The organism is Burkholderia sp. BCC0398 (genome assembly GCF_902833245.1).
GTDB lineage: Bacteria > Pseudomonadota > Gammaproteobacteria > Burkholderiales > Burkholderiaceae > Burkholderia > Burkholderia sola.
Map to the genome: position 1 here is coordinate 1 of NZ_CADFEM010000004.1, position 23,195 is coordinate 23,195.

Consider the following 23,195-nt stretch of genomic DNA (forward strand, 5'->3'; position numbering starts at 1 on the left):
CGACGACGATCTGGCATCGATCTCGCGCTACCTGAAATCGCTGCCGGCGGCAGGCGGCACGGGCGCGCCGCCGTACCGCTATGATCCGAAGGCGACGCAGGTCGCGCTGGGCCGACCGGCAACGGATCCGGGCGCGAAGGTGTATAACGCTTACTGCCTGCATTGCCACGGTGTGGACGGGCGCGGCTATGCGCCGCTGCTCGCGCCGCTCGCCGGCAATCCGAACGTGCTCGAGGCCGATGCATCGTCGCTGATCAACGTGACGCTGAACGGCAGCGACACGCTCGTGATCGGCGGCGTGCCGTCCGCGTATCCGATGCCGGCGTTCTCGAACCAGTTGAACGACCGGCAGATCGCCGACGTGCTGACGTTCATGCGCGCCGGCTGGAACAACGGCGCGCCGGCCGTGCAGGCGGCGGACGTCGCGAAACTCCGCAAGGCGACGGCGGCCGCGCACTGAGCGCGGTGCGCCGCGCAACGATGGCGGGCCGGCGTGCCTGCCGTCGACGCCGCCGGGTGCGTGCCTGCCCCGGCGGCTTGGCTTTTTCTGTCAACCGGCGTGCGGCCGTTCGCGGCCGCGCGCGTTTTATCGACGCAATGTAGGGGTGTCTGGATGGCTAACGTGACTTATACGGATACGCAATTGCTGATCGACGGCGAGTGGGTCGACGCCGCGAGCGGCAAGACGATCGACGTCGTGAACCCGGCGACCGGCAAGGCGATCGGCAAGGTGGCCCACGCGGGCATCGCCGATCTCGACCGTGCGCTCGCCGCCGCGCAGCGCGGCTTCGAAGCATGGCGCAAGGTGCCCGCGCACGAACGCGCGGCGACGATGCGCAAGGCGGCCGCGCTGGTGCGCGAACGCGCCGACGCGATCGCGCAGTTGATGACGCAGGAGCAGGGCAAGCCGCTCACCGAAGCGCGCGTCGAAGTGCTGTCGGCGGCCGACATCATCGAATGGTTCGCGGACGAAGGGCGCCGCGTGTACGGCCGGATCGTGCCGCCGCGCAATCTCGGTGCGCAGCAGACGGTCGTGAAGGAACCGGTCGGCCCGGTCGCGGCGTTCACGCCGTGGAATTTCCCGGTCAACCAGGTCGTGCGCAAGCTGAGCGCCGCGCTCGCCACTGGTTGTTCGTTCCTCGTGAAGGCGCCGGAAGAAACCCCGGCGTCGCCGGCCGCGCTGCTGCGCGCGTTCGTCGATGCGGGCGTGCCGGCGGGCGTGATCGGTCTCGTGTACGGCGATCCGGCTGAAATCTCGTCGTACCTGATTCCGCACCCGGTGATCCGCAAGGTCACGTTCACGGGTTCGACGCCGGTCGGCAAGCAGCTGGCCGCGCTCGCGGGCCAGCACATGAAGCGTGCGACGATGGAACTGGGCGGCCACGCGCCGGTGATCGTCGCCGAGGATGCGGACGTCGCGCTCGCAGTGAAGGCCGCCGGCGGGGCGAAGTTCCGCAACGCGGGACAGGTCTGCATTTCGCCGACGCGTTTCCTCGTGCACAACAGCATCCGCGACGAATTCACGCGCGCGCTGGTCAAGCATGCGGAAGGGCTGAAGATCGGCAACGGTATCGACGAAGGCACGACGCTCGGCGCGCTCGCGAACCCGCGACGCCTGACCGCGATGGCGTCGGTCGTCGACAACGCGCGCAAGGTCGGCGCGAGCATCGAGACCGGCGGCGAGCGGATCGGCGCGGAAGGCAACTTCTTCGCCCCGACCGTGATCGCGAACGTGCCGCTCGAAGCGGACGTGTTCAACAACGAGCCGTTCGGCCCGGTCGCGGCGATTCGCGGGTTCGACAAGCTCGAGGATGCGATCGCCGAGGCGAACCGTCTGCCGTTCGGTCTGGCCGGCTACGCGTTCACGCGTTCGTTCGCGAACGTGCATCTGCTGACGCAACGCCTCGAAGTCGGGATGCTGTGGATCAACCAGCCGGCGACGCCGTGGCCGGAAATGCCGTTCGGCGGCGTGAAGGATTCGGGCTACGGGTCGGAAGGCGGGCCGGAAGCGCTGGAGCCGTATCTCGTCACGAAGTCGGTGACGGTGATGGCGGTTTGATGGTCGGTTGAGGGTGGGCGCGCTGCAGTTGGGGCGCGCCCGATTGGCAGATTTTTCAGCGTATGGACGCATTCGAGATTGCCGAACCCGCGCCATAGAGGGTGATCATGGCTATTTAAAATTTGACATAAGGTGAATTATCGACATTGTGTGTTGTAGTAGCTAAGTTCAAATGTCCGCTTCTGGCTAAGTTCAGATGTCCGTTTTTCGACCCATCGTAAGCTGACCGGCTGCCGGTTGTCCGGCGCCGGAGGCTGCGATGGCTGCAACGGAACGGATCACGATGACGATGCGCGAACTGGACAGGTTCAAGGTCATTCAGGACGTGGCGGACGGCAAGCTCAAGCCATGGCGTGCGGCAGAACGGCTGGAGCTGACGACCCGGCAGGTTCGCCGGCTGGTCGCCAGGCTGCGGGAACACGGGCCTCAAGGTCTCGTGTCGGGACGGTATGCGAAGCCAAGCAACAACCGGCTGGACGCGGTAATTGTGGACCGGGCGCTGTCGATCATCCGCGATCGCTACGCCGATTTCGGGCCGACGCTGGCCTGCGAGAAGCTCTGGGAGTGTCACGGCATTCGGCTGGCCAAGGAGACGGTCAGGAAGCTGATGACGGAGGCTGGCCTCTGGATTCCGCGTCGGCAGCGTCCGCCGAAGGTTTATCAGCCGCGAGCGCGCCGGGCGTGCCTCGGTGAACTGATCCAGATCGACGGCAGCGATCATCGATGGTTCGAGGAACGGGCGCCGGCCTGCACGCTGCTGGTGTACGTCGACGACGCGACGAGCCGGTTGATGATGCTGCACTTCACGCAGACCGAATCGACCTTCAGCTACTTCGAGGCCACGCGGGCGTATATCGAACGCCATGGCAAGCCCGGAGCGTTCTACAGCGACAAGGCCAGCGTGTTCCGCAACGTGAAGCCAGGCAAGACCGGTAACCGTGTGACGCCGTTCGGCCGCGCGATGTACGAGCTGAACATCGACACGTTCTGCGCGAACAGCAGTTCAGCCAAGGGGCGCGTCGAGCGCGCACACCTGACGTTGCAGGACCGATTGGTCAAGGAGATGCGATTGCGCGGAATCAACACGGTGGCCGACGCCAACGCTTACGCGCCCTCCTTCATGGCCGCCTACAACACACGCTTCGCGAAGCCGCCGAAGAGTGACTTCAATGCGCACCGGCCGCTGCGGGCCGACGAGAGTCTGGACTTGGCGCTGACGTGGCGCGAGCCGCGGAAAGTAACGAAGTCGCTGACGGTGCAGTACGACCGGGTGCTGTACTTGCTGGAGGACACGCCGGAGAATCGGAAGTTGATTGACCGGCAGATCGAGGTGTGGGAGTACCCGGATGGACGGATTGAACTACGGGCTGACGACCGGGTGTTGGACTACAGACAGTACGACCGCCTAACCGAAATCGATCAAGGCGCCGTCGTTGAGCACAAGCGCTTGAGTCATGTGCTGCAGGTCGCGCAAGCGCTTCAGGCGCAACGCGATAACAGCCGAATCGGTAAAGCGCCGTCACGGACACATCGCGGCGACTCAACCCGGACCAATCGAAACGACCCGCAAGCGGGAAAGAAGAAGCAACGCGAGATCACGCAGGCCGACGTCGAGCATGTGATCGTGGAGCTGGCGCAACGTCGGCAAACCGCAAAGCCGCCAACCAAACCTGGCCGTCGGTCTGCAAAGGCTAGTGAAACAAACGTAAGCGCCCTGCCCGTTCAGGCGCCGACCTTCGACACTGCGTAATGCTCAAAACGAGGAAAAAGACGCAGCAAAACCAACCTAAAAACCGGACATTTTTAAATAGCTGGAAGGTGGACATCTGAATCCGGGTATGACATGTGTTGTGGTAGCTTTTTAGAAATGTCGTGTTTTGGCCTGTAGGTTGATCGTCTGCACCCTTGAGAGCGCCGGCGCCGAACGCGACTGGGACGATCACCATGACGTCCACGTCACATCGGATCAGCCCGCCGTCGTCCGCCCCGATTCAACACGGCACCCGACCACCCACACCGTTGCCCATCATCGTGCACCAGCGCTGCGTGTCCTGTTGCGGTGCCGGATACGGCAACCCGGTCCGCGGATCGATCGAGTCCAGCGGATTCGGGCCGGGCGGATGGTTTGCCGCGTGCATCGCGGCGTTCTCCGCCATCTGTTTCGCGGTCGCCGCGTTCTGTCGAGCGAGGTCCGCCTTCTGCGCGTCGTCCAGCTTCTTCGTCATGGTCACCAGCCGCGCGAACTGCGGATCGCGAACATCCTGCAGCGGCGGCAAAGGCGGTGCGAACGGCATGAAAAGCAACGGCCCGTCATATCGCGGCACCGCCAGTTTCGACGGCTTGCCGAAATCCGCGGCCATGCTGATCTCCCACATGCCGGCGTTCATGCCGAGCGCGTGTTCGTAGTGTCGGTTCACGTCCGCCAGGCTGAGCGGCCCGGACGGTGCAGGCAATGGTTGCAGGGATGGCGGCAACGTCTGCCGGGTGGCAGGATAGATTGCGCGAACCCAGCTCACCGCAGCGAGCGAGTATTGATAGAGAACCGCGTCGTACTTTTCCAGCACCTGCGCTCGACTATAGTTGCCGGGATTCTGGAAAACGGGCTTGTACGCCGCGAGACTGTCGATGTATCGCATGTTCGCATTTCGCTGCTCCGCAACGAACTGCTGCTGAGGGTCGACCGGCGCAGATGAAGACAGCGCAGCGCAGCCCGACAGCAGACTGACGACGAATGCAACACCGGCCGTCGTTCGGGACGCCAACCGGATGGGACGCAAGATAGGGGACATCGGAAACGCCATGGAGACTCGACAGGTTTTCGTGAATCGGCGCGCTGCCGACAGCGGTCGGCATGCGCCACGCGCGCCCTATTCTGCCCTGCTCCATGTCGTTCCAGGTGGAATCGCGTCCGATCGTGGTGGATTCCGGTCTCGGGATTTCTACGGCGAGCGTTCGGGCCGGGTCTAGACGTTCGGCACACCACCGTCGCGCGATGGCGCGCCGAACCCTACGCACCGTCTCAGCCGCTCCTTCCCGACCGCCTCCCCGCAAGTCGCCCCACCGCGATTCCGAGTGATTGGGCAGAGGACCTTTCCTGTGCAACGCCTTAATCGACCGCCGCACGATCTCCAATAATGGCCGCTCGATCCGTCGGCCGCCAGGCCGGCCCAACAACAACAAAACGCCTATGCATTCCTGCCAAACGAACCAGCATGCCGGCGCACGCGTCGCGGGGACCGTCATTGCCGCCTGCCTGACCGGCTTCGTGTCGGATGTCGCGCTTGCCCAGAGCAGCGTGACGCTGTACGGCCTGATCGACACGTCGATCACCTACTCCACCAACCAGCGCACGCGCGGTGCCGGCTCGCCCGGCAGCGGCGGCGTCGCGATGACGAGCGGCGCATTGAATGCGTCGCGCTGGGGGCTGCGCGGTCGCGAGGATCTCGGCGGCGGACTGGCCGCGGTCTTCTCGCTCGAAAACGGCTTCTCTGGCACCACCGGCAAGCTGTCGCAGAAAGGCGTCGATCTGTTCGGCCGCCAGGCGTGGCTCGGCGTGGAATCCAGGACGGCCGGCGCGCTGACCTTCGGCCGCCAGTACGACCTGATCCTCGATTTCGTGACGCCGCTCGGCGCGTCCGGCCCCGGCTGGGGCGGCAACCTTGCGGTCCACCCGTACGACAACGACGATTCGAACCGCAACCTGCGCATCAATAACGCGGTGAAGTACACGAGCCCGACGGTTCGCGGGTTGACCTTCGGCGCGATGATCGGGTTTTCGAACACGCCCGGCCAGTTCTCCAACAACGCGGTGTGGAGCACGGGCTTGTCGTACGCGAACGGGCCGCTGAAGCTCGGCGCCGGCTACCTGAAGATCAGCCGCGACCGCAACGCGCCGAATCCGGACGGCGCGCTGAGCACGGTCGACGGCTCGGCGACCATCACGGGCGGCAACCAGCAGATCTGGGCGATGGCCGGCCGTTACGCGTTCGGGCCGCACTCGGTCGGCGCCGCGTGGTCGCATTCGACCACCGACGGCGTGACGGGCGTGCTCCAGGGCGGCAACATCGCGCCGCTGAAGGGCGAATCGCTGGTGTTCGACAACTTCTCGATCGACGGACGCTACTTCGTCACGCGCGCGCTGAGCGTCGCCGCCGCGTACACGTACACGATTGGCCGCTTCGACACCCGCACGGGACAGACCCGCCCGAAATGGAACCAGGTCGTCGCGCAGGCCGACTATGCGCTGTCGAAGCGCACGGATGCGTATCTCGAAGGCACTTACCAGAGCGTGAGCGGCGGCAACGGCAATCCGGCGTTCAACGCGACGGTCTGGACCATGACGCCTTCCGCGAACAGCAATCAGGCCGTCGTCGCGCTGGGGCTGCGCCACAAGTTCTGACGATGCGGCGTGTGGGCGGCGCCGTCACGCGGCTGACCGACTGCATTCGGCGAGCGCTTCCTCCATCACCCGATCGCGGTGTCCGGCACCGGCAAGGCCGCGCGCTCTGCGCGGCCTTTTTCGCCGTGGCGGGCGTCGCGTACCGCACCCCAGGCGCGGAAGCAAGAATGCCTCCCGGCTGTCGCGTTTGCGCAAAAAATGCGGAGAAACTGGGCACGTTGTGACATTTTTCCTAATCTGTTTGCAGCGACGCCGCGCTCCGGCGTTCCGGCCCGCAACATTCTTTCATCTGGCGCACCACCGGCTTACGAACCTGCATCACGGCAACGGAGCCGGACCTTTCGCGCCATGGCGACCGGACGGCTGCGTGCGAATGGCACGCGCCCCGCTTTCAACGCAGTCAACCGCTGGAGAAGAACGATGAGCAAAATGAAGCGAATTGCGGTCCTGGCAACTTTCGTCCTGCTGGCCGGTTGCCACCACGCGGCGAAGACGCCCGAGAATGCCGGCGCGGCGCCGACGCCGTCGAGTGAAACCGTCGCGACGGTGACGGCCGACGATCTGAACAATCCGAACAGCCCGCTCGCGAAGCGCAGCATCTACTTCGATTTCGACCAGTACTCGGTGAAGCCCGAATTCCAGTCGCTGCTGCAGGCGCACGCCGACTACCTGCGCAGCCATCCCGCGCGGCGCGTGCTGATCCAGGGCAACACCGACGAGCGCGGCACGTCCGAATACAACCTCGCGCTCGGCCAGCGCCGCTCGCAGGCCGTGGCGAGCGCGCTCGAAACGCTCGGCGTGCCGGCGACGCAACTCGAGGCTGTCAGCCTCGGCAAGGAAAAGCCGGTCGCGCTCGGCCACGACGAGGAAGCGTGGGCGCAGAATCGCCGCGCCGATCTCGTCTATCGTTGATCCAGGCACCGCCGCGGCGATACGCAAAAAGCATGGAATAAGCGCCCCGCCGAAACGTCTTGTCATCGCGCAGACGCGGTTCACGCGAACCGCCTTTCCTGTTGCCTGCGCGCAGCAAGGAGATCGCAATGAAATCGGCAACGTTGGCTGCGGCGCTGATCGCGGCGCTGGTGCTTGTGCTGTCCACGGGCTGTACGTCGTCGGGCAGCGGTACGTCGCAAGGACCGGGCATGAGCCGGTACGGCGGCGCGGGAGGCAGCGGAGGCGGTGGCGGTGGCGGTGGCGGCGGCGGCGGCTACTGACGCGCCGCCGCAAGGAAGAGGCGCGAAATCGCGCGCGAACACCGGAAGCCGGCTGCTCGCGCGCGGTGCACTACCCCGGGACGCGACTCAACGCATCGCCTTCACGTCGGCCGGCGTGACGCTCGCGGGCTGGCCGCCCCACGTCGCGCGTAGATAGTTCGCGAGCTGCGCGAGTTCGTCGTCGCTCAGCGTTTTCGCGAAACCCGGCATCGGCTGAAGGTTTTCGAAGCCGGCAAACTTCTGCTCGTCGATGCCGTCGAGCATCGCGACCAGCAGATTGCGCGAGTCGGCCTGACGCACCGTCGAATTGCCGTTCATCGGCACCGCCACGTGCGGCTTGCCTTCGCCGTTGAAGCCGTGACAGCCCGCGCACACCGCGAGATACACCGAGCGGCCGGCCGCCAGTTGCGCGGCATCGGCCGACACCGGCTTCACCGGTTGCGGCGCGGGCGGCGTATCGCCGAGCAGGTACGTCGACAGGCCGCGCAGGTCGTCCTTCGTCAGGTATTGCGTGCTCAGATGCACGACCGGATACATCTCGCCGAACGCCGAGCCTTGCGGCGCAATGCCGACGCCGAAGAACGTCTGCAGGTCGGTGCCCGTCCAGCCGCGCGCGGCGAGGCCGGCCGGCGTGATGTCGGGCGCGGCCACGCGGCCGAGCGCGGCGCCCGCGAACGGCTTCGCGCCGTCGAGCTGGCCCGTGAACGCGCGCGGCGTGTGGCATTCCGCGCAGTGACCGAGTGCGCCCGCGAGATAGCGGCCGCGCTGCCAGTCGGCGGATTGTCCGGTCGATGCATCCGGCAGACTGTCCTTCAGGAACAGCATGTCCCAGAAGACCATGCCGAAGCGCAGGTTGTACGGGAACTTCAGGTCGTGCGCGCGGTTTTCCTGCGCGACAGGTTTGACCGTCATCAGGTACGCGTACATCGCGTCGGCGTCGGCGCGCGTGAGCTGCCGGTACGACGTGTACGGCATCGACGGATACAGGCGCTTACCCGGCGCCTTGCCGTCGTGCAGCGCGGCGTAGAAATCGTCCGCGCTCCAGCCGCCGATCCCGTGATCCTTGTCAGGCGTGATGTTCGAGCCGTAGAACGTGCCGAACGGCGATTCGAGCGCCGCGCCGCCGGCGAACGGCGCACCGTCCTTCGCGGTGTGGCACGCCGCGCAGTCGGCGGCCTTGACGAGATAGCGCCCGCGCGCGACCGCGTCGGCGCCGGGCGCGCCGGACGCCGCGCTCGACGCCGGCGCGTCGTGGCCGCCGCACGCGGCGAGCAGCAGCGCGAAGGACGCCGCGAGCGCGGGCAGGCCCGCGGCCCGCGCGGCACGATGAGCGAATGTGCGTTTCATTGCGCTTCCTTCACGAGTCCCGGCGTCGTCAGCACCACGTCCTTGACGGCTTCGTAGTAGCGGACATAGCCCGTGCAGCGACAGAGGTGTGCGTCGAGCGCGTCGGTGATCGTGCGTTCCACGTCGGCCTTCGCGATCGGCTCGCGCTTCAGGCGCTCGATCAGCACGGTCGCCGCGTTGACGAAGCCCGGCGTGCAATAGCCGCACTGGAAGCTGAAGTGTTCGAGGAACTTCTGCTGGATCGGCGACAGCTCGACCACCTCGCCGGCTTCATTGCGCTTCGCGTGGCCTTCGATCGTGCGGATCGAACGGCCGTGGAAGAAGTGCGCGCCGGTGATGCACGTGCGCATTTCGTCGCTCGTGCCGTCCGGCTTGTCGACGATCACGACGCACGCGTGGCAGATGCCCTGCCCGCAGCCGAGCCGCGAACCGGTGAGGCCCAGGTACTCGTGCAGGAACTCGATCATCATCAGCCCTTCCGGCACCTGCATCGGGCCGACCGACTTGCCGTTGATGTTGAGCGACAGCGGCTTCTGCTGGAACCGGACGAGCGGACGCTCGACGGGCGCCGCAGCGAGTGCAGCCGGTGCGACGGGCACGGATGCCGAAGCGGCCGAAGCCGCGCCGGCGCTCGCGGCCGAAGCCGCGGTTTGGGCGGTCGTCATGCGAGCACCTCCTGAATCTTTTGCGGGGTCACCGGCAGGTCGGTGAAACGATGGCCGATCGCGTGCGCGATGCCGTTCACGATCGCGCCGACGACGGGAATCATCACCACTTCGGCGACGCCCTTCGGCGGATCGGTCTCGGACAGCGGCGGCAGCACGTCGCCCGTCTGCGTCCATACGGCGACGTCGGACGCGCGCGGCAGCCGGTAACGGTTGAAGTTCCACGTGCCGTTGCCGGGGCCGTCCTCGTAGAGCGGCAGATACTCGTGCAGCGCATGGCCGATGCCCATCGCGAGACCGCCCTGCAACTGGCCCGATACGAGTTGCGGCGAAATCTGGTTCCCGCATTCCATGATCGAGTGATGCGTGAGCAGCTCGACCTTGCCGGTCGCTTCGTGCACGGCCAGCTCGACGAGCGTGCCCACCGCCGTGTAGTACGTGACGGCCGCGTTGTTGCGGCTCGTCGGCGGGATGAACACGCGCTTGCGATCGAGCACGCGATAGCCGTTCGCGGTCGGCGGCAGCGTGCCGCGCAGCGCGGTCGCGCCGGCTGGTGCGGCGGTGCCCGGCAGCGGGCCGTCGTCGCCGGTCTTCGGCGCGCCGACGCGCAGCGACAGCCCGTCGATCGGCAGACGCTCGACCGCGCCGCCCACTTCGAATTCGGCGTCGGTCCACTGCCAGCGGTTGAACACGTGCACGACGGCGCCGGTCGGCAGGCCGAGCGCATGCGCCTGCTTCGCGAGCTGCTCGAACGTCAGCGGCTCGAGGCCGTCGGCGGTCAGCTTGCCGTCGACCCAGCGCGCGTCCTCGATGCGGATCGTGTACGGCGCGGCCTGGCCGCCGCCGAGGCCGCGTGTCCAGATCGACATCGCGGCCGGCCACAGCCCGTAGCGGAACACGGCGCGCGCGGCTTCGCGCGTGCTGTGCGTGAAGTAGTACGCGGAGTTCGTCGCGCTCGACGGCGACGCATAGCCGGGCGACCAGCGCGGGTTCGCGCTCAGGCGGTCCTGATCGGCCTGCGACATCAGGTACGGGTCGCCGCTCGTCTCGACCGGCAGGTCCGGCCATTCGGTCAGCGCGACGCGCACGTCGGTCGCCGGACGGCCGAGCCATTTCGCGACCGCGACGGCCTGAGACGTCGACATCCCGGTGCCGATCTCGGCCGCCGTGTGTTGCAGCGATACCTTGCCGTGCGCGTCGAATTCGACCTTCGCGAACGACGCTTCCGCACCCGTGCCGAAATCCTTCTGCACGCACGCGAAGCCGACGCCGTAGCGCTTGCCCGGATGCGCCGCCTCGAATTCGGCCTTGCGCGCGGCACGGCGCGTCCACAGCGGATGCTGCTTCGCGCGCTCGAGCACTTCGTCGACGCGCAGCGCGCCGGCGGGAATCGCCCCCTGTGTGTTCTTCATTCCCGAACGCAGCGCGTTGCGCAGCCGGAAGTCGATCGGGTCGATGTTCAATTGCGCGGCGATCTCGTCGACCGCCATCTCGGTCGCGGCCATGCTCTGCAGCGTGCCGTAGCCGCGCGCGGAACCGGCGTCGATCGCGCGCGACGCGATCGCGACGGCCGCGAGGTCGCTCTTCGGGAAGTAGTAGATCGATTGCGCGGCCGTGGCGCCGACCATCGCGACCGACGGCGAGAAGTTCGAGCGCCCCCCGCCGTTCGCCTCGAAGTCGCCCTTGAACGACTGCAGCAGGCCCGTGTTGCGGTCGACCGCGATCCGGTAATGCATCTTGAATGCGTGTCGCTTCAGCGACGTCTGGAACTGCTCGTAGCGATCGTTCGCGAAACGCACCGGGCGGCCGTCCGCGTACAGCGCGCAGACGAGGCCGTAGAACGGCACGTTGAAGTGATCCTTCGAGCCGTAGCCGACCGTGTAGCACGGATGCACGAACAGCTTCTTCACCGGGAAGCGGCATTTCGCGACCATCGCGGCCGCGTTCTCCGACACTTCCAGCGGCGACTGGGTCGGCACGACGAGATGCAGCGATTGCGTCGCGGCGTCGTACCAGCAGTTCGCGTTGTCGGGCTCGAGCGCGGCCGTGTCGACCGACTGCGTGTTGTATTCGCGGTCGAACACGAGCCAGTCGGCCGACGGCTGGTCGAGTTCGGCGGCGATCTGCCCGGCGAGGAACATGCCCTGCTCGTCTAGCTTGCCGTGCTCCTTGCCGTCCGGCCAGACCGGCAGATGCTTGCGCATCATGCTCGGGAAGATCGGCGCGTCCTTCAGGCTCGAATAGACGTCGTCGTCATAAGCCGTCTTGCCGCCCACGCGCACGTAGCGGAAGGTGCCCCACGGATCGCGCTCGAGCGGGCCCGTGACCGCGCCGTAGCGGATCACGTCGTCGCGGAACTTCAGCGCGTTCTTCGCGAAGCGAAAGCGCGCGAAGTCGTGATAGATCAGGATCGCGACCGCATGGCCGAGATACGCGGGCGTCTTGCCGGCCGGCAACAGCATGTCGTCGCCGTAGAACGCCGGGAACGCGACGCCGTCGCGCGCGAGATCGTCGGCCGTGACCACGCGGTCCGGTTTCAGCTCGTCGCCGAGCAGCGACAGGTCGAAGCCCTCGTACGTGCGGTCGGCCTGCGTGACGCGCAGGATCAGCGCGTGCGACTGCTGCTGCGGCCAGTGCGGCATGTCGGCCGCGCGCACGTCGCGGGCGAACACTTTCGAGCCCGTGACCTTCGCGATGCCGTCGATGCGGAATTGGGGGATGCCGGTGACGCTATCCCATTTGACGGGTGTGAGGAGTTTTTCTTCGAAGAGCGCCGCGAACGCGCGGCTGCCGATGGGCGCGACATACACCGCGACGCCCGCCAGCACGCTGGCTTTCAGAAAACCCCGCCGTGACAGGCCGTGGTTTTTCATTTGGGGGGAACCTCCTGAGGCGGCTCGGACGGCGATCGGGTGTCGCGGCGTCCGGAGCGGCGCGCATTCTGGCATTGTTTTGGATATATCGCCTATAGTATTTCCCGCATGAAATACTTATTGGAATTCTTATAACGGGTTTCAGCCGGGCTGCGGCGGGTGGTTGCAGCGGCGATTCGTTTGCGGTTTGCTTGCGGCGGAGGCAGTCGCGCCGGCTTCGGCGGCCGCCGCACATCGTTCCGTTCGCAACGAACGCTGCGTTCGCGCCGCCGCATCCGCAAGCCCCCGCCGCCGGGGCTGACAACCCGCGCACGAGACGATGCGCGGCGCCGCCAACCGGCCCGCGACGCCGGTTTTTCGTGGTAATGTCGTGCGCATCCGGCTCGGCCGGGCTTCCGCCACGTGCCGTGCGGAGCCGCCAGCCATCGCAACATCGTGTCGAGGTCGACAATCATGGCAGTCAGGGCGTCTCTCCTGAACTCCGTTCTCGCCACTCCCCCCTCCGGCAACCACCGCGTGACGGCCGCGCTGCGTCCGTCGATGCTCGTGACGCTGTTCGAGGACATCCGCCCGATGGCACTGTCCGGGCTCGGGAGCGGTTTCGTCGCGGCCGTCGCACTGATGCGGCTGCAGCAGCTGTGGTGCCTCGCGTGGCTCGTCCTGGACGTCGGCCTGCTCATTGCGCGCCTGTCGATCGTACGAGCCTACACGGTGCGGCGCGACGCAGGCGACGATCGCATCGAGTACTGGGCGATGCGCTATGCGCCGGTGTCGCTCGTCGCGTGCTTCGTGCTCGGCCTGGGCGTGATGGGCTGCGTGCAGGCCGCCGACGTCGAGCTCGGCACGCTGTCCGTGATGGTCGCGGGCGGCGTGTTCGGCGGAATCGCGTCGCGCAATTCGGCGCTGCCGCGGCTCGCGATGACGCAGGTCGTGCTCGGCGTGCTGCCGATCGGCGTCGGTGCGCTGCTGGCGCCGCGAACCGGCGCGTGGCTGCTCGTGCCGCCGCTCGCGATCTATCTGGCGGCGATGCGTACGGTCGTGCAGCGTCACTACCGCGTGCTCGTCGCGCTGATCGCCGCGCGCCAGCGCAACGCCGAACTCGTCGCGCGCTTCGACGCCGCCCTCACCTACATGCCGCACGGCCTGTGCATGATCGACGGCGACAGCCGCGTGATCGTCGCGAACCGGCGCACCGCACAACTGTTCGGCTCGCCGCGCGAGATCATGCTCGATACGCCGCTGCCGGCCGTGGTCGCCGCGCTCGGCACGCATGCCGTGACCGATCCCGGCGGCGCCGGCCTCGCCGCGCAGTGCGATGCATGGCTGAACCGCGCCGAGTCCGGGCCGCTCGACATCGTGCTCGCCGACGGCCGCCAGCTCGAACTGACGCGCCACCGCGTGCCGGACGGCAACGCGGTGATCATCGTCGAGGACGTCACCGCGCGCCGCCAGACCGAACAACAGATCCGGCACCTCGCGCGGCACGACGCGCTGACGGGGTTGCCGAACCGCCACGAACTGCATGCGGCGCTCAAGCGGATGCTCGCGCGCCGGCCGCGGCTGCCGAGCCCCGCGCTCGCCGTCATGTATCTCGACCTCGACGGCTTCAAGTCGATCAACGATCGCTTCGGCCACCAGGCCGGCGACGAAGTGCTCACCCAGGTCGCCGAGCGGCTCGGCAAGACGCTGCCGCCGGGCGAGCTCGCCGCACGCATCGGCGGCGACGAATTCGTCGTCGCGATCGACGACACGACGATGCAGGCGTGCTCGATCCTCGCCGCGCGGATCATCCGGCAGATTTCCGCGCCGTACGCGCTGTCGATCGGCGAGACCGTCTGCATCGGCATCAGCATCGGCATCGCGCTCGACGACGGGCACGGCTCGCCCGACGAGCTGATCCAGCACGCCGACAGCGCGCTGTACGACGCGAAGTCGGCCGGCAAGGGCATCTACTGCTTTTACTCGAGCGGCAGCGGCAGCCGCCGCATGGCGCCGGCCGCCACGACCTGAGCCGCCGACGCGCGCCGCGCCTCCGCCCTTTCCCGGCCTGCCGCCGCCTCCCGACGATTCAATTCCGAAACGCTTTGCGGGTTCGCACGTGACGCCGCGCGTTCGCATGTCACGTGACGTGTTCCGTAACATCGCCGTCCGGCGCCCCGCACGATGACGGCAGAAGCCCGCACGATCGAGGCCGAGCGCGGTATTTACCGGCTGGCATTCTTATTGCTCCTTGATGGGGAAAGAACGTTTCAGGGAGCTCGCCATGAATACCGTCGACGTCCTCGCGCGAACCGAAATCATCGACGAACAGGCGGTGATCGACGGCGCATCGCTGATCCGCCGGCTCGTGTCCGACCGCCGGATGCCGGCCGCGTACGATGCCGCATGCATCGACAATCCGCCGCTCACGCTGTACGGCGCGTTTCGCCAGGGCGTCGCCGATCACGCCGCGCGGCGTGCGAATCCGTATCGCGCCGGCAGCCGTTTCTGGGCACTGTGGGAAGAAGGACGTCTCGAAGCTGAAACATCCGGCCGGTAAGCCGGTCGTACGCGCCGGCCCTGTCGCGACAAGGGATCGGCGCGAAACGCGACGCGCGAATGCAGCCGGCTGGCGCACCGGCATGCGTTCATCGCTGCAACATCGCGCGGCCGCGCGTGGAGGGCCGCCAACGCACGGCAACGCGCCCGGCCGCGGCCGCGCGTCTCGCGGTCGATCCCGCCCCGCCCGCCGCGCGCGGCCGGTTTCCCCTATAAGATGGCAGATTCCGTTCATCGAACGATACCGCCATGACCGCCTCTTCCTCTCCGCGAAATCCCATCCACTGCGAAATCGATCTCGACGCGCAAGGCAAGCACGCGGGCTACCTGCGGCTACCGCACTCCGTGCACCGCTCCGCCTACGGCTGGCTGCCGATTCCGATCGCGTCGATCCGCAACGGCGACGGCCCGGTCGCGCTCGTGATGGCCGGCAACCACGGCGACGAGTACGAAGGCCAGATTATCGTGTCGCAGCTGATGCGCGAGATCGAACCCGACATGGTCAGCGGCCAGTTGATCCTGCTGCCGATGGCGAATTTCCCGGCGGCGGATGCGGGCCTGCGCGTGTCGCCGCTCGACGAAGGCAACCTGAACCGCAGTTTTCCCGGCGACCCGACCGGCACGCCGACGCAGATGATTGCTCACTACATCGAGCACGCGCTGCTGTCGCGCGCGCAGTATCTGGTCGATCTGCATTCGGGCGGCAGCTCGCTGCTGTACCAGGGCGGCAACATGCTCGCGATCGATCCGCTCGATGCCGACGAAGCCGAGAAGCTCAACGGGCTGCTGGTCGCGTTCGGGTTGCAGAACGCGCTGCTGCACGCGCCGAATCCCGTGCATTCGGCATCGGCTGCGCGTCGGCAAGGCGCGATCTCGATCGTCACCGAACTCGGCGGCGCCGGCATGGCCGATCCGTCGCTGATCCGGCTCGGCCGCCACGGGCTGCTGCATTACCTCGGCTATATCGGCCTGCTGCATGGCGCGCTCGTGCCCGACGCGCCGCCGACCGTCACGCGTTTCATGCGCGTCGACGGCGATCGTCATTTCGTCTATGCGTACGAGCGCGGGCTGTACGAGCCGCTCGTCGAACTCGGCGACCAGGTGAAAGCCGGCCAGCCGGCCGCGTGGGTGCATTTCCCCGATACGCCGTTACGCGAACCGGTGCTGCACCGGTTCAACGGCGATGGCGAAGTGGTGTGCAAGCGGGTGCCCGCGCAGGTCCAGCGCGGGGATTGTCTGTTTCAGTTGGCGGAATTGTCGACGCCGCCGCGCGTCATCGAGTGAGGAACGCGACTCGCGTGTTCGGGACCGTCGTACGCCAACGCCGGTGCGTACACGCGGACCGTCAGTCGGATGACACCGGCGACTCATTGCCCTGCGCAACGCCGCATTGATGGCAATGCGGGAAAAAGAAGAAATTCCGGCCACCGCATTCGCATACGTTGAAAAGCCTCAATCCGCAATGCACGCAGAACGTGGAATCGTCGCCGCCGAGATTCCATTGTTTGTCGCACGACGGGCAGCGCTTTTTCTCGAGCGACCGGACGGCTTTTTCGTATCCGATCGTCCGCGCGCGTTCGCCTCGATCCTGCTGCAATTCGAGCCGTTTGCGCTCGGCATAGCGCTGAAAGGCCTTCATCATGTAAAGGCCGGCGAATACCGTCAGCACGATACCGACCACGACCCGCACATAGCCGCCGAAATTCGGCAGGTACGGCACCAGTTCAATGAAAAACGCGCTCAATGCAAATAGGCCGAAACCGTACACGAACGGCCAGTAGCGCGCCTTCCGACAGCGGATGAACAGCCCGGTCGCAACCAGCAGGATCGGCAGCGTCAGCGCCAGTCGCAGCCCGAACACCTGCATCTCGTAGCGCCGCGTTGCGTCGTCGAAGCGCCATTCGGCGGCTGCGTCCGCTTCGGCGATTTGCGTGTCGACTTGAGCCTGCTGCGATGCCAGTGCCCGTTGCTGGTCGCCGATCGCATCGATCTGATGCTGCCAGTTGACCACCACGGCCTGGAGCGTATCGAGCGTGCGCGTTCTCGCCAGAATGTCCGGGTCCCTCGTCCCGTCACCTGTCACCGCGCGGGTGGCCAGCCAGTTGCGGAAGCTTTCCTTCTCGGCCGCGTATTCCTTCGCGGCGCGGCCGCGCGCCACTTCCATCGTGTCGGCCTTCTCGGCAAGCGCGTCGCGCTGCGCCCGCAACTGGCGCCGCGCCGCGTCCAGCCGCGCTTTTGCCGGCGCGTCGGCGAATTGCTCGATGACCGGCGGACCGCCCCTCGGGGCGAACGCCATGTCGCGGATCACGAGACTGCCGAGCATGTTCAGAAAGACGGCGAAGATGATCGCAATCGCCCATGACGCGAGTCGCAGCAGCCGCGCCGGGCTGGTCAGGCCGTCGCCGGAAGTCATCATTGTTTTTCCCCGTTGTTCGACTGGTTTCCATTGTCATCAATCTTGATGCAACCGTCGATTGTCTCTTTTTCGATAGCGGACAGTCATCTCGACATTTCCGGAGGAACGTGCGGGTTTAGCTCGATGAGTTCTCGGGCTAACGAGGCATCAAATGTCCGCAACTGGCCGCTACTCGCCTCGTCAGCTAGAATGACGCGCTTTGCCCGTACGCCTATGTGGTTCAAGAACCTTCAGCTTCACCGTCTTCCCGCACCCTGGGCCGTTACCCCCGACCAGATGGAAAAATGGCTGGCGCCCCATGCGTTCCAGCCGGGCAGCAGCGTCGAAATGCAGCGCGCCGGATGGGCGTCGCCGCGTGACGACGGCGCGCTCGTGTATTCGAACAACCGGCAGATGCTGCTGCTGTTTCGTGCCGAAAAGAAGCTGCTGCCGGCGTCGGTCGTCAATCAAGTGACCAAAGCGCGTGCGCTCGAAATCGAGGAGCAGCAGGGCTTCAAGGTCGGCCGCAAGCAAATGCGCGAACTCAAGGAACAGGTGACCGACGAACTGCTGCCGCGCGCGTTCAGCATTCGCCGCGATACCCGCGTGTGGATCGACACGGCGAACGGCTGGCTCGTCATCGATGCGGCTGCGCAGGCGCTTGCCGACGACGTTCGCAGCCTGCTCGTCAAATCGATCGACCAACTGCCGCTCGCCGGCGTTCAGGTGGCGCGTTCGCCGGTCGCCGCGATGACGGACTGGCTGCTGTCCGGCGACGCGCCGGGCGGATTCACCGTCGATCAGGACGCCGAGTTGCGTTCGACCGGTGAAGGCGGCGCCACGGTGCGATACGTGGGCCACGCGCTGGAAGCGAACGACATGCGCCGGCACATCGAAGCCGGCAAACAGTGCATGCGCCTCGCGATGACCTGGGATGACCGGATCTCGTTCGTGCTGACACCGTCGCTGACGATCAAGCGCGTCACGCCGCTCGACGTGATCAAGGAGGCGGCGGACCCGACCGCGCAGAATGACGATGAACGCTTCGATTCGGACTTCACGCTGATGACGGGTGAATTGGCGCGGATGCTGACCAGTCTTGTCGAGATCCTGGGGGGCGATCGGCAGGACGCGATTCCTCAGGCGGCGGCAGCCTGAACGCCGCCGTCGTCGTCGATCGTCGCCCCGCGCTGACCCGACAATTCGGGGAGAACCCGTCGCCACGCTGGCGGCGGGCCTCGGCCGAGCGCTCGCGATCCTGACGAGCCAGCCTCGAATCGGCCTCACCAGTCGGCCGTCGAAACGACGACACCGCGCCAATCCTCGGCGATCATCCACGTCTTACACACCTCGAACGGGCATGGCCGTCACCCCGCCCGTTCGCCCCACCCCACTTCTCCTGCAAGCCTTCTTCCACCTTCGTCGAAATCCTTATCGAAATTGCTTCGTTCGTCTTTGCCGGCCGCGCCGCTAACGTGTTCAAAACGGCGGCGGCGCGCCCGATGCATCGCACGAAGCACGACAGCCGCCGCCATCACGACAACTGCGTCGCGATAACGGAACAGACCGGACGGGCCGCGTGCCCGCACCCCGCCAGGAACGTCCGCATCGCGCGCCATTCGCGATGCCCATGGCCACGAACGACCGCATCATCGACACGACGCCGCTCGACGTCCGCGCGCAGCCGCTGATCGACGCACTGATCGACGAGTATTCGACCCGTTACGACGCATACCGCCCCGACAGCCGCGCGTCGGCCCGCGACGAACTCGCGCGCTACCCGGCCGAACTGTTCGCGCCGCCCGAAGGCGCGTTCGTGCTGTTGCTGCGCGACGGCGAGACGATCGGCGGCGGCGCGTTCAAGCGCTACGACGCGCAGACCGCCGAACTGAAACGCATCTGGACGCGCATCGACCTGCGCCGCCAGGGCCTCGCGCGGCGCATCGTCGAAGCGCTCGAACTGCGCGCCACACAGCAGGGTTATCGCCGTCTCTACCTGACGACCGGCTTTCGCCAGCCCGAAGCGTGGGCGCTGTACGACCGCACCGGCTACACCCGGCTGTTCGATGCGTCGATCGATCCCGAAGCGTATTTCCACCTGCGTTTCGGCAAGGATCTCGTCGATCCGTCGCGCACGTCGACGCTGGCCGACCTGTGGGCGCCCGTGCCCGAAGCGGCACTGCCGCGCTGATCGCACGGCACCCGTTCCGCTTTCAACGATTCCCCGCTTCCACGACAGGACGTTTTCATGCATCGAGCCGTACCGCTTTCATCCCGTGCCGTGCGCACGCTGGCCGCCGCGCTGATCGGCCTGAGCGCCTTCGCCGCCGCGATGGCCGCGGCCGCCGCGACCTTCGACCTGAGCCCCGAGCAGCGCGGCCGCCCGCGTGGCGCGGCCGATGCGGCGGTCGAGCGCGCGGTACCCGCGTCGTTCAAGTTCGCCGAGCCCGGCACGCTGACGATCGGCATCGCGCCGAGCCTGCCGCCGATCAGTTCGTATGCGACCGACGCACGCACGGTGATCGGCTTCGATGCCGACGTCGGCCAGCTCGTGTCCGACAGCCTCGGCCGCAAGCTGAAGATCGTCGCGCTCGCGTGGGCCGACTGGCCGCTCGCGCTCGAATCCGGGAAAGTCGACGCGGTGATCTCGAACGTGACCGTCACCGAGGAACGCAAGCAGAAGTTCGATTTCTCGACCTACCGCAAGGATCAGGTCGGCTTCTACGTGCGCAACGACAGCAAGATCCAGTCGATCCGCGAGCCGAAGGACGTCGCGGGGCTGCGCGTCGTGACCGACGCCGGCACCAACCAGGAAAAGATCCTGCTCGCGTGGGACCGCGACAACGTCGCGCACGGGCTGAAACCCGTGCAGATCCAGTACTACGACGACCAGGCGATGCGCATCGTCGCCGTGCAGTCGGGCCGGGCCGACGTGGTGTTCAGCGTGAACTCGGTGCTCGCGTATCAAAGCGCGCAGCAAGGCAAGACGCGGCTCGTCGGCGCGATCAGCGGCGGCTGGCCGCGCACGGCCGACATCGCGATCGCGACGCGTCGCGGCAGCGGCCTCGCCGATCCGCTGACCGTCGCGCTGAACGGGCTGATCAAGAATGGCCGCTATCAGCAGGTCCTCGACCGCTGGAACCTCGCGTCCGAAGCGATCGACCAGTCGCGCACGAATCCGCCCGGGTTGCCGAAAAGCTGAGCGCCCGCAACCGTCCATCCACGCTCACGCAGGAACGCCGCTCACCATGTCTTATTCGCTTTCGTTGCTGGACAAGAGTCCGATCGCCGACGGCGCGAACGCCGCCGATGCGCTGCGCTTCACCACGACACTCGCGCAACGCGCCGAACAGCTCGGCTACGAACGCTTCTGGGTCGCCGAGCATCACGGCACGCCGGGGTTCGCGAGCTCGGCGCCGGAGATCGTCGTCGCGCACCTGCTCGCGCACACGTCGCGCATCCGCATCGGCTCGGGCGGCGTGATGCTGCAGCACTACAGCCCGTTCAAGGTCGCCGAGACGTTCAAGCTGCTGGCCGCGCTCGCGCCGGGCCGCGTCGATCTCGGCATCGGCAAGGCGCCCGGGGGGCTGCCGCTGACCACGCGCGCGCTGCAGTGGTTCCACGACAAGACGCGCAAGCCCGATTTCGCGGGGCAGCTCGCGGAGCTCGACGCGTTTCTCGGCTGGGGCGTGGCAGAAGATCATCCGCTCGCTGGCGCGGTCGCGATGCCGGTGCCGCCGCAGTTGCCCGAACGCCTCCTGCTCGGCGGCTCGCCGGATAGCGGCGCGCTCGCCGCGCGCAACGGCTGGCGCTTCTGCTACGCGGGCCATTTCAACGGCGATGACGCGAATCTCGAACGCTCGCTCGACGCGTACCGCAGCGCGGGCGGCGAGAAGCCGCTCGTCGCGCTGTACGCGGTCGCCGCGCCGACGCGCGACGAGGCCGAGCGGCTGATCGGGCCGCTGAAGATCTTCAAGCTGCAGTTCGCGGGCGGCCAGAGCTTCAATCTCGGCAGCGCGCAGGCCGCCGCGGAATTCGCGCGGCAAAGCGGCGCGTCCGACTACCGGATCGACGAGTTGCGCCCGACGGTGCTGGCCGATACGCCCGAGCGCGTGCATCGTGCGCTCGACGCACTGAGCCGGCGGCTCGACGTCGACGCGTTCGTGATCGATTCGCCGGTATCCGACTATGCGGCGCGGCTCGCGTCGGCCGAATGGCTCGGCGGCGCGTTGTCCACCACGCCGTTGCAGGCGGCCTTCGCGGCCGACCGCTCCCTCTCCCCTGACCAGAACGCGTGACGCTCTCATCATGACGACCCGACGATCGATCCCTTTCGGCCTGATGCTGCAAGGCGCAGGCAGCCACATGAATGCGTGGCGGCATCCGAGCAATCCGCCCGACGCAAGCATCAACCTCGACTTCGCGATCGGCGTCGCGCGCAAGGCGGAAGCCGCCGGCGTCGCGTTCGCGTTCGTCGCGGACGGCCTCTACATCAACGAGAAATCGATCCCGCACTTCCTGAACCGCTTCGAGCCGCTGACCGTGCTGTCGGCGCTCGCGGTCGCGACGAAGAAGATCGGGCTCGCGGGCACGATTTCGACGTCGTACAGCGAACCGTTCACGGTCGCGCGCCAGCTCGCGTCGCTCGACGCGATCAGCGGCGGGCGCGCGGGCTGGAACGTCGTGACGACGCCGCTCGAAGGCACTGCGAAGAATTACGGCAAGGCGCACCCGGATCACGAACTGCGCTACGAGATCGCCGACGAATATCTCGACGTCGTGCAGGGTCTGTGGGACAGCTGGGACGACGATGCATTCGTGCGCGATCGCGCGACCGGCCGCTTCTTCGACCGCGACAAGCTGCATACGCTCGATCACCACGGCCGCTTCTTCCAGGTCGCGGGCCCGCTGAACATCCAGCGCTCGCCGCAGGGGCAGCCGGTGATCTTCCAGGCCGGCTCGTCCGATACCGGCATCGGCCTCGCGGGCAAATACGCGGATGCCGTGTTCACGCATTCGCCGTCGATCGACGAAACGGCCGCGTTCACGCGGCGCGTGAAACAGAGCGCCATCGAGCACGGGCGGCAGGCCGACGACGTGAAGATCTTCCCGGGCGTCGGGCCGATCGTCGGCCGCACGGCCGCCGAAGCGGAGGACAAGTACCAGGCGATCCGCGACCTGCTGACCATCGACGAAGCGCTCGCGTACCTCGGCCGCTATTTCGATCACCACGATTTCACGCAGTACGCGCTCGACGCGCCGTTCCCGGAACTCGGCGAGCTCGGCCGCAACAGCTTCCGCTCGACCACCGACCGCATCAAGGCCGATGCGAAACAGAAAGGCCTGACGCTGCGCGAGACGGCGCTCGCGGTCGCGACGCCGCGCCCGAACTTCATCGGCACGGCCGAGCACGTCGCCGACGAACTGATCCGCTGGCACGACGCGGGCGCCGGCGACGGCTTCATCCTCGGTTTTCCGGTGCAGGCGCAGGGCGTCGACGATTTCATCGAGCTCGTGATTCCGGTGCTCGAGGCGCGCGGCCGCTACAGCCGCGACCTGCCCGGCGCCACGCTGCGCGACCACCTCGGTCTGCCGCGCAAGGCGAGCCGCTACGCGACGCCTGGCGCCGCACAGGAAGCGGCCGCCGAAGCGCACGCTTGACGCCGCCGCGCCGCCCGTGCGCGGCGCGGTGCACCTGCCCGATC

The 23,195-nt window shown here is 67.0% G+C and carries 20 protein-coding genes; 14 read left to right on the plus strand and 6 right to left on the minus strand.

Translation table 11 applies throughout. The features are described from left to right. The 3 genes from HWX76_RS09345 to HWX76_RS09355 all read left to right on the plus strand — a co-directional run. Positions 1–460, plus strand: a 460-nt coding sequence (locus HWX76_RS09345) for a cytochrome c (protein ID WP_176015725.1), incomplete at its 5' end; no start/stop codon positions are given. A 153-nt stretch (positions 461–613) separates the two neighbouring features. Beyond that, positions 614–2,059, plus strand: coding sequence for an NAD-dependent succinate-semialdehyde dehydrogenase (locus tag HWX76_RS09350; RefSeq protein WP_176015726.1), 1,446 nt, complete (start codon positions 614–616; stop codon positions 2,057–2,059). 259 nt (positions 2,060–2,318) lie between these two features. Next, positions 2,319–3,809, plus strand: a complete 1,491-nt coding sequence (locus HWX76_RS09355; RefSeq protein ID WP_050017844.1) for an ISNCY family transposase — start codon at positions 2,319–2,321, stop codon at positions 3,807–3,809. A 241-nt stretch (positions 3,810–4,050) separates the two neighbouring features. On the opposite strand, the gene HWX76_RS09360 is transcribed toward HWX76_RS09355, so the two are convergent. Beyond that, positions 4,051–4,860 carry a hypothetical protein gene (locus HWX76_RS09360; RefSeq protein WP_244137954.1) on the minus strand — a complete coding sequence of 270 codons (810 nt, stop codon included), beginning with the start codon at positions 4,858–4,860 and terminating at the stop codon, positions 4,051–4,053. 386 nt (positions 4,861–5,246) lie between these two features. Between HWX76_RS09360 and HWX76_RS09365 the strand changes: the two genes are divergently transcribed. From HWX76_RS09365 to HWX76_RS09375, 3 genes are all read left to right on the plus strand, one after another. After that, positions 5,247–6,458 (plus strand): porin, encoded by a 1,212-nt coding sequence (locus tag HWX76_RS09365; RefSeq protein ID WP_176015727.1) that lies wholly within the window; start codon positions 5,247–5,249, stop codon positions 6,456–6,458. 420 nt (positions 6,459–6,878) lie between these two features. After that, complete coding sequence (pal, locus tag HWX76_RS09370) at positions 6,879–7,370, plus strand: peptidoglycan-associated lipoprotein Pal (RefSeq protein WP_050014064.1); 492 nt, start codon at positions 6,879–6,881, stop codon at positions 7,368–7,370. 128 nt (positions 7,371–7,498) lie between these two features. Beyond that, on the plus strand, positions 7,499–7,672 hold the full coding sequence (locus HWX76_RS09375) for a hypothetical protein (protein ID WP_176015728.1): 174 nt from the start codon (positions 7,499–7,501) through the stop codon (positions 7,670–7,672). A gap of 87 nt (positions 7,673–7,759) precedes the next feature. On the opposite strand, the gene HWX76_RS09380 is transcribed toward HWX76_RS09375, so the two are convergent. From HWX76_RS09380 to HWX76_RS09390, 3 genes are read right to left on the minus strand one after another with little or no spacing between them, the layout of a single operon-like run. Next, positions 7,760–9,019, minus strand: a complete 1,260-nt coding sequence (locus tag HWX76_RS09380; RefSeq protein WP_050014065.1) for a cytochrome c — start codon at positions 9,017–9,019, stop codon at positions 7,760–7,762. Next, the gene (locus tag HWX76_RS09385) at positions 9,016–9,684 is read right to left on the minus strand and encodes a (2Fe-2S)-binding protein (RefSeq protein WP_176015729.1); all 669 of its coding nucleotides are present in this window, start codon (positions 9,682–9,684) and stop codon (positions 9,016–9,018) included. The genes HWX76_RS09380 and HWX76_RS09385 overlap by 4 nt, the downstream gene beginning before the upstream one ends. Continuing rightward, a complete protein-coding gene (locus tag HWX76_RS09390; RefSeq protein ID WP_089489382.1) occupies positions 9,681–12,557 on the minus strand; it encodes a molybdopterin cofactor-binding domain-containing protein in 2,877 nt (958 codons plus the stop codon). Before HWX76_RS09390 ends, HWX76_RS09385 begins: the two co-directional genes overlap by 4 nt. 453 nt (positions 12,558–13,010) lie before the next feature. Here HWX76_RS09390 and HWX76_RS09395 point away from each other — a divergent pair, with 453 nt between their 5' ends. From HWX76_RS09395 to HWX76_RS09405, 3 genes are all read left to right on the plus strand, one after another. Further along, positions 13,011–14,567 carry a sensor domain-containing diguanylate cyclase gene (locus tag HWX76_RS09395; protein ID WP_050014068.1) on the plus strand — a complete coding sequence of 519 codons (1,557 nt, stop codon included), beginning with the start codon at positions 13,011–13,013 and terminating at the stop codon, positions 14,565–14,567. Positions 14,568–14,820: 253 nt separating this feature from the next. Further along, the gene (locus tag HWX76_RS09400) at positions 14,821–15,096 is read left to right on the plus strand and encodes a hypothetical protein (RefSeq protein WP_050014069.1); all 276 of its coding nucleotides are present in this window, start codon (positions 14,821–14,823) and stop codon (positions 15,094–15,096) included. Positions 15,097–15,344: 248 nt separating this feature from the next. Beyond that, positions 15,345–16,379, plus strand: coding sequence for a succinylglutamate desuccinylase/aspartoacylase family protein (locus tag HWX76_RS09405; protein WP_050014070.1), 1,035 nt, complete (start codon positions 15,345–15,347; stop codon positions 16,377–16,379). A 61-nt stretch (positions 16,380–16,440) separates the two neighbouring features. Here HWX76_RS09405 and HWX76_RS09410 read toward each other — a convergent pair whose 3' ends face one another. Further along, positions 16,441–17,511 (minus strand): hypothetical protein, encoded by a 1,071-nt coding sequence (locus HWX76_RS09410; protein ID WP_176015730.1) that lies wholly within the window; start codon positions 17,509–17,511, stop codon positions 16,441–16,443. A 213-nt stretch (positions 17,512–17,724) separates the two neighbouring features. Between HWX76_RS09410 and HWX76_RS09415 the strand changes: the two genes are divergently transcribed. Continuing rightward, the gene (locus tag HWX76_RS09415) at positions 17,725–18,648 is read left to right on the plus strand and encodes a recombination-associated protein RdgC (protein ID WP_176015838.1); all 924 of its coding nucleotides are present in this window, start codon (positions 17,725–17,727) and stop codon (positions 18,646–18,648) included. A gap of 209 nt (positions 18,649–18,857) precedes the next feature. Here the strand turns inward: HWX76_RS09415 and HWX76_RS09420 are convergent, their stop codons facing one another. Then, complete coding sequence (locus tag HWX76_RS09420; RefSeq protein ID WP_176015731.1) at positions 18,858–19,109, minus strand: hypothetical protein; 252 nt, start codon at positions 19,107–19,109, stop codon at positions 18,858–18,860. 11 nt (positions 19,110–19,120) lie between these two features. Here HWX76_RS09420 and HWX76_RS09425 point away from each other — a divergent pair, with 11 nt between their 5' ends. Genes HWX76_RS09425 through HWX76_RS09440 form a run of 4 tightly spaced genes read left to right on the plus strand, consistent with a single transcriptional unit; the run spans position 19,121 to position 23,151 of the window. Then, complete coding sequence (locus HWX76_RS09425; protein ID WP_050014076.1) at positions 19,121–19,681, plus strand: GNAT family N-acetyltransferase; 561 nt, start codon at positions 19,121–19,123, stop codon at positions 19,679–19,681. Positions 19,682–19,738: 57 nt separating this feature from the next. Continuing rightward, positions 19,739–20,692 (plus strand): ABC transporter substrate-binding protein, encoded by a 954-nt coding sequence (locus tag HWX76_RS09430; protein ID WP_050014077.1) that lies wholly within the window; start codon positions 19,739–19,741, stop codon positions 20,690–20,692. A 46-nt stretch (positions 20,693–20,738) separates the two neighbouring features. Then, positions 20,739–21,788: an LLM class flavin-dependent oxidoreductase gene (locus HWX76_RS09435; RefSeq protein ID WP_050014078.1), complete on the plus strand. Its 1,050-nt coding sequence runs from the start codon at positions 20,739–20,741 to the stop codon at positions 21,786–21,788. A gap of 10 nt (positions 21,789–21,798) precedes the next feature. After that, a complete protein-coding gene (locus tag HWX76_RS09440; RefSeq protein ID WP_050014079.1) occupies positions 21,799–23,151 on the plus strand; it encodes an LLM class flavin-dependent oxidoreductase in 1,353 nt (450 codons plus the stop codon). Positions 23,152–23,195 lie beyond the last annotated feature (44 nt).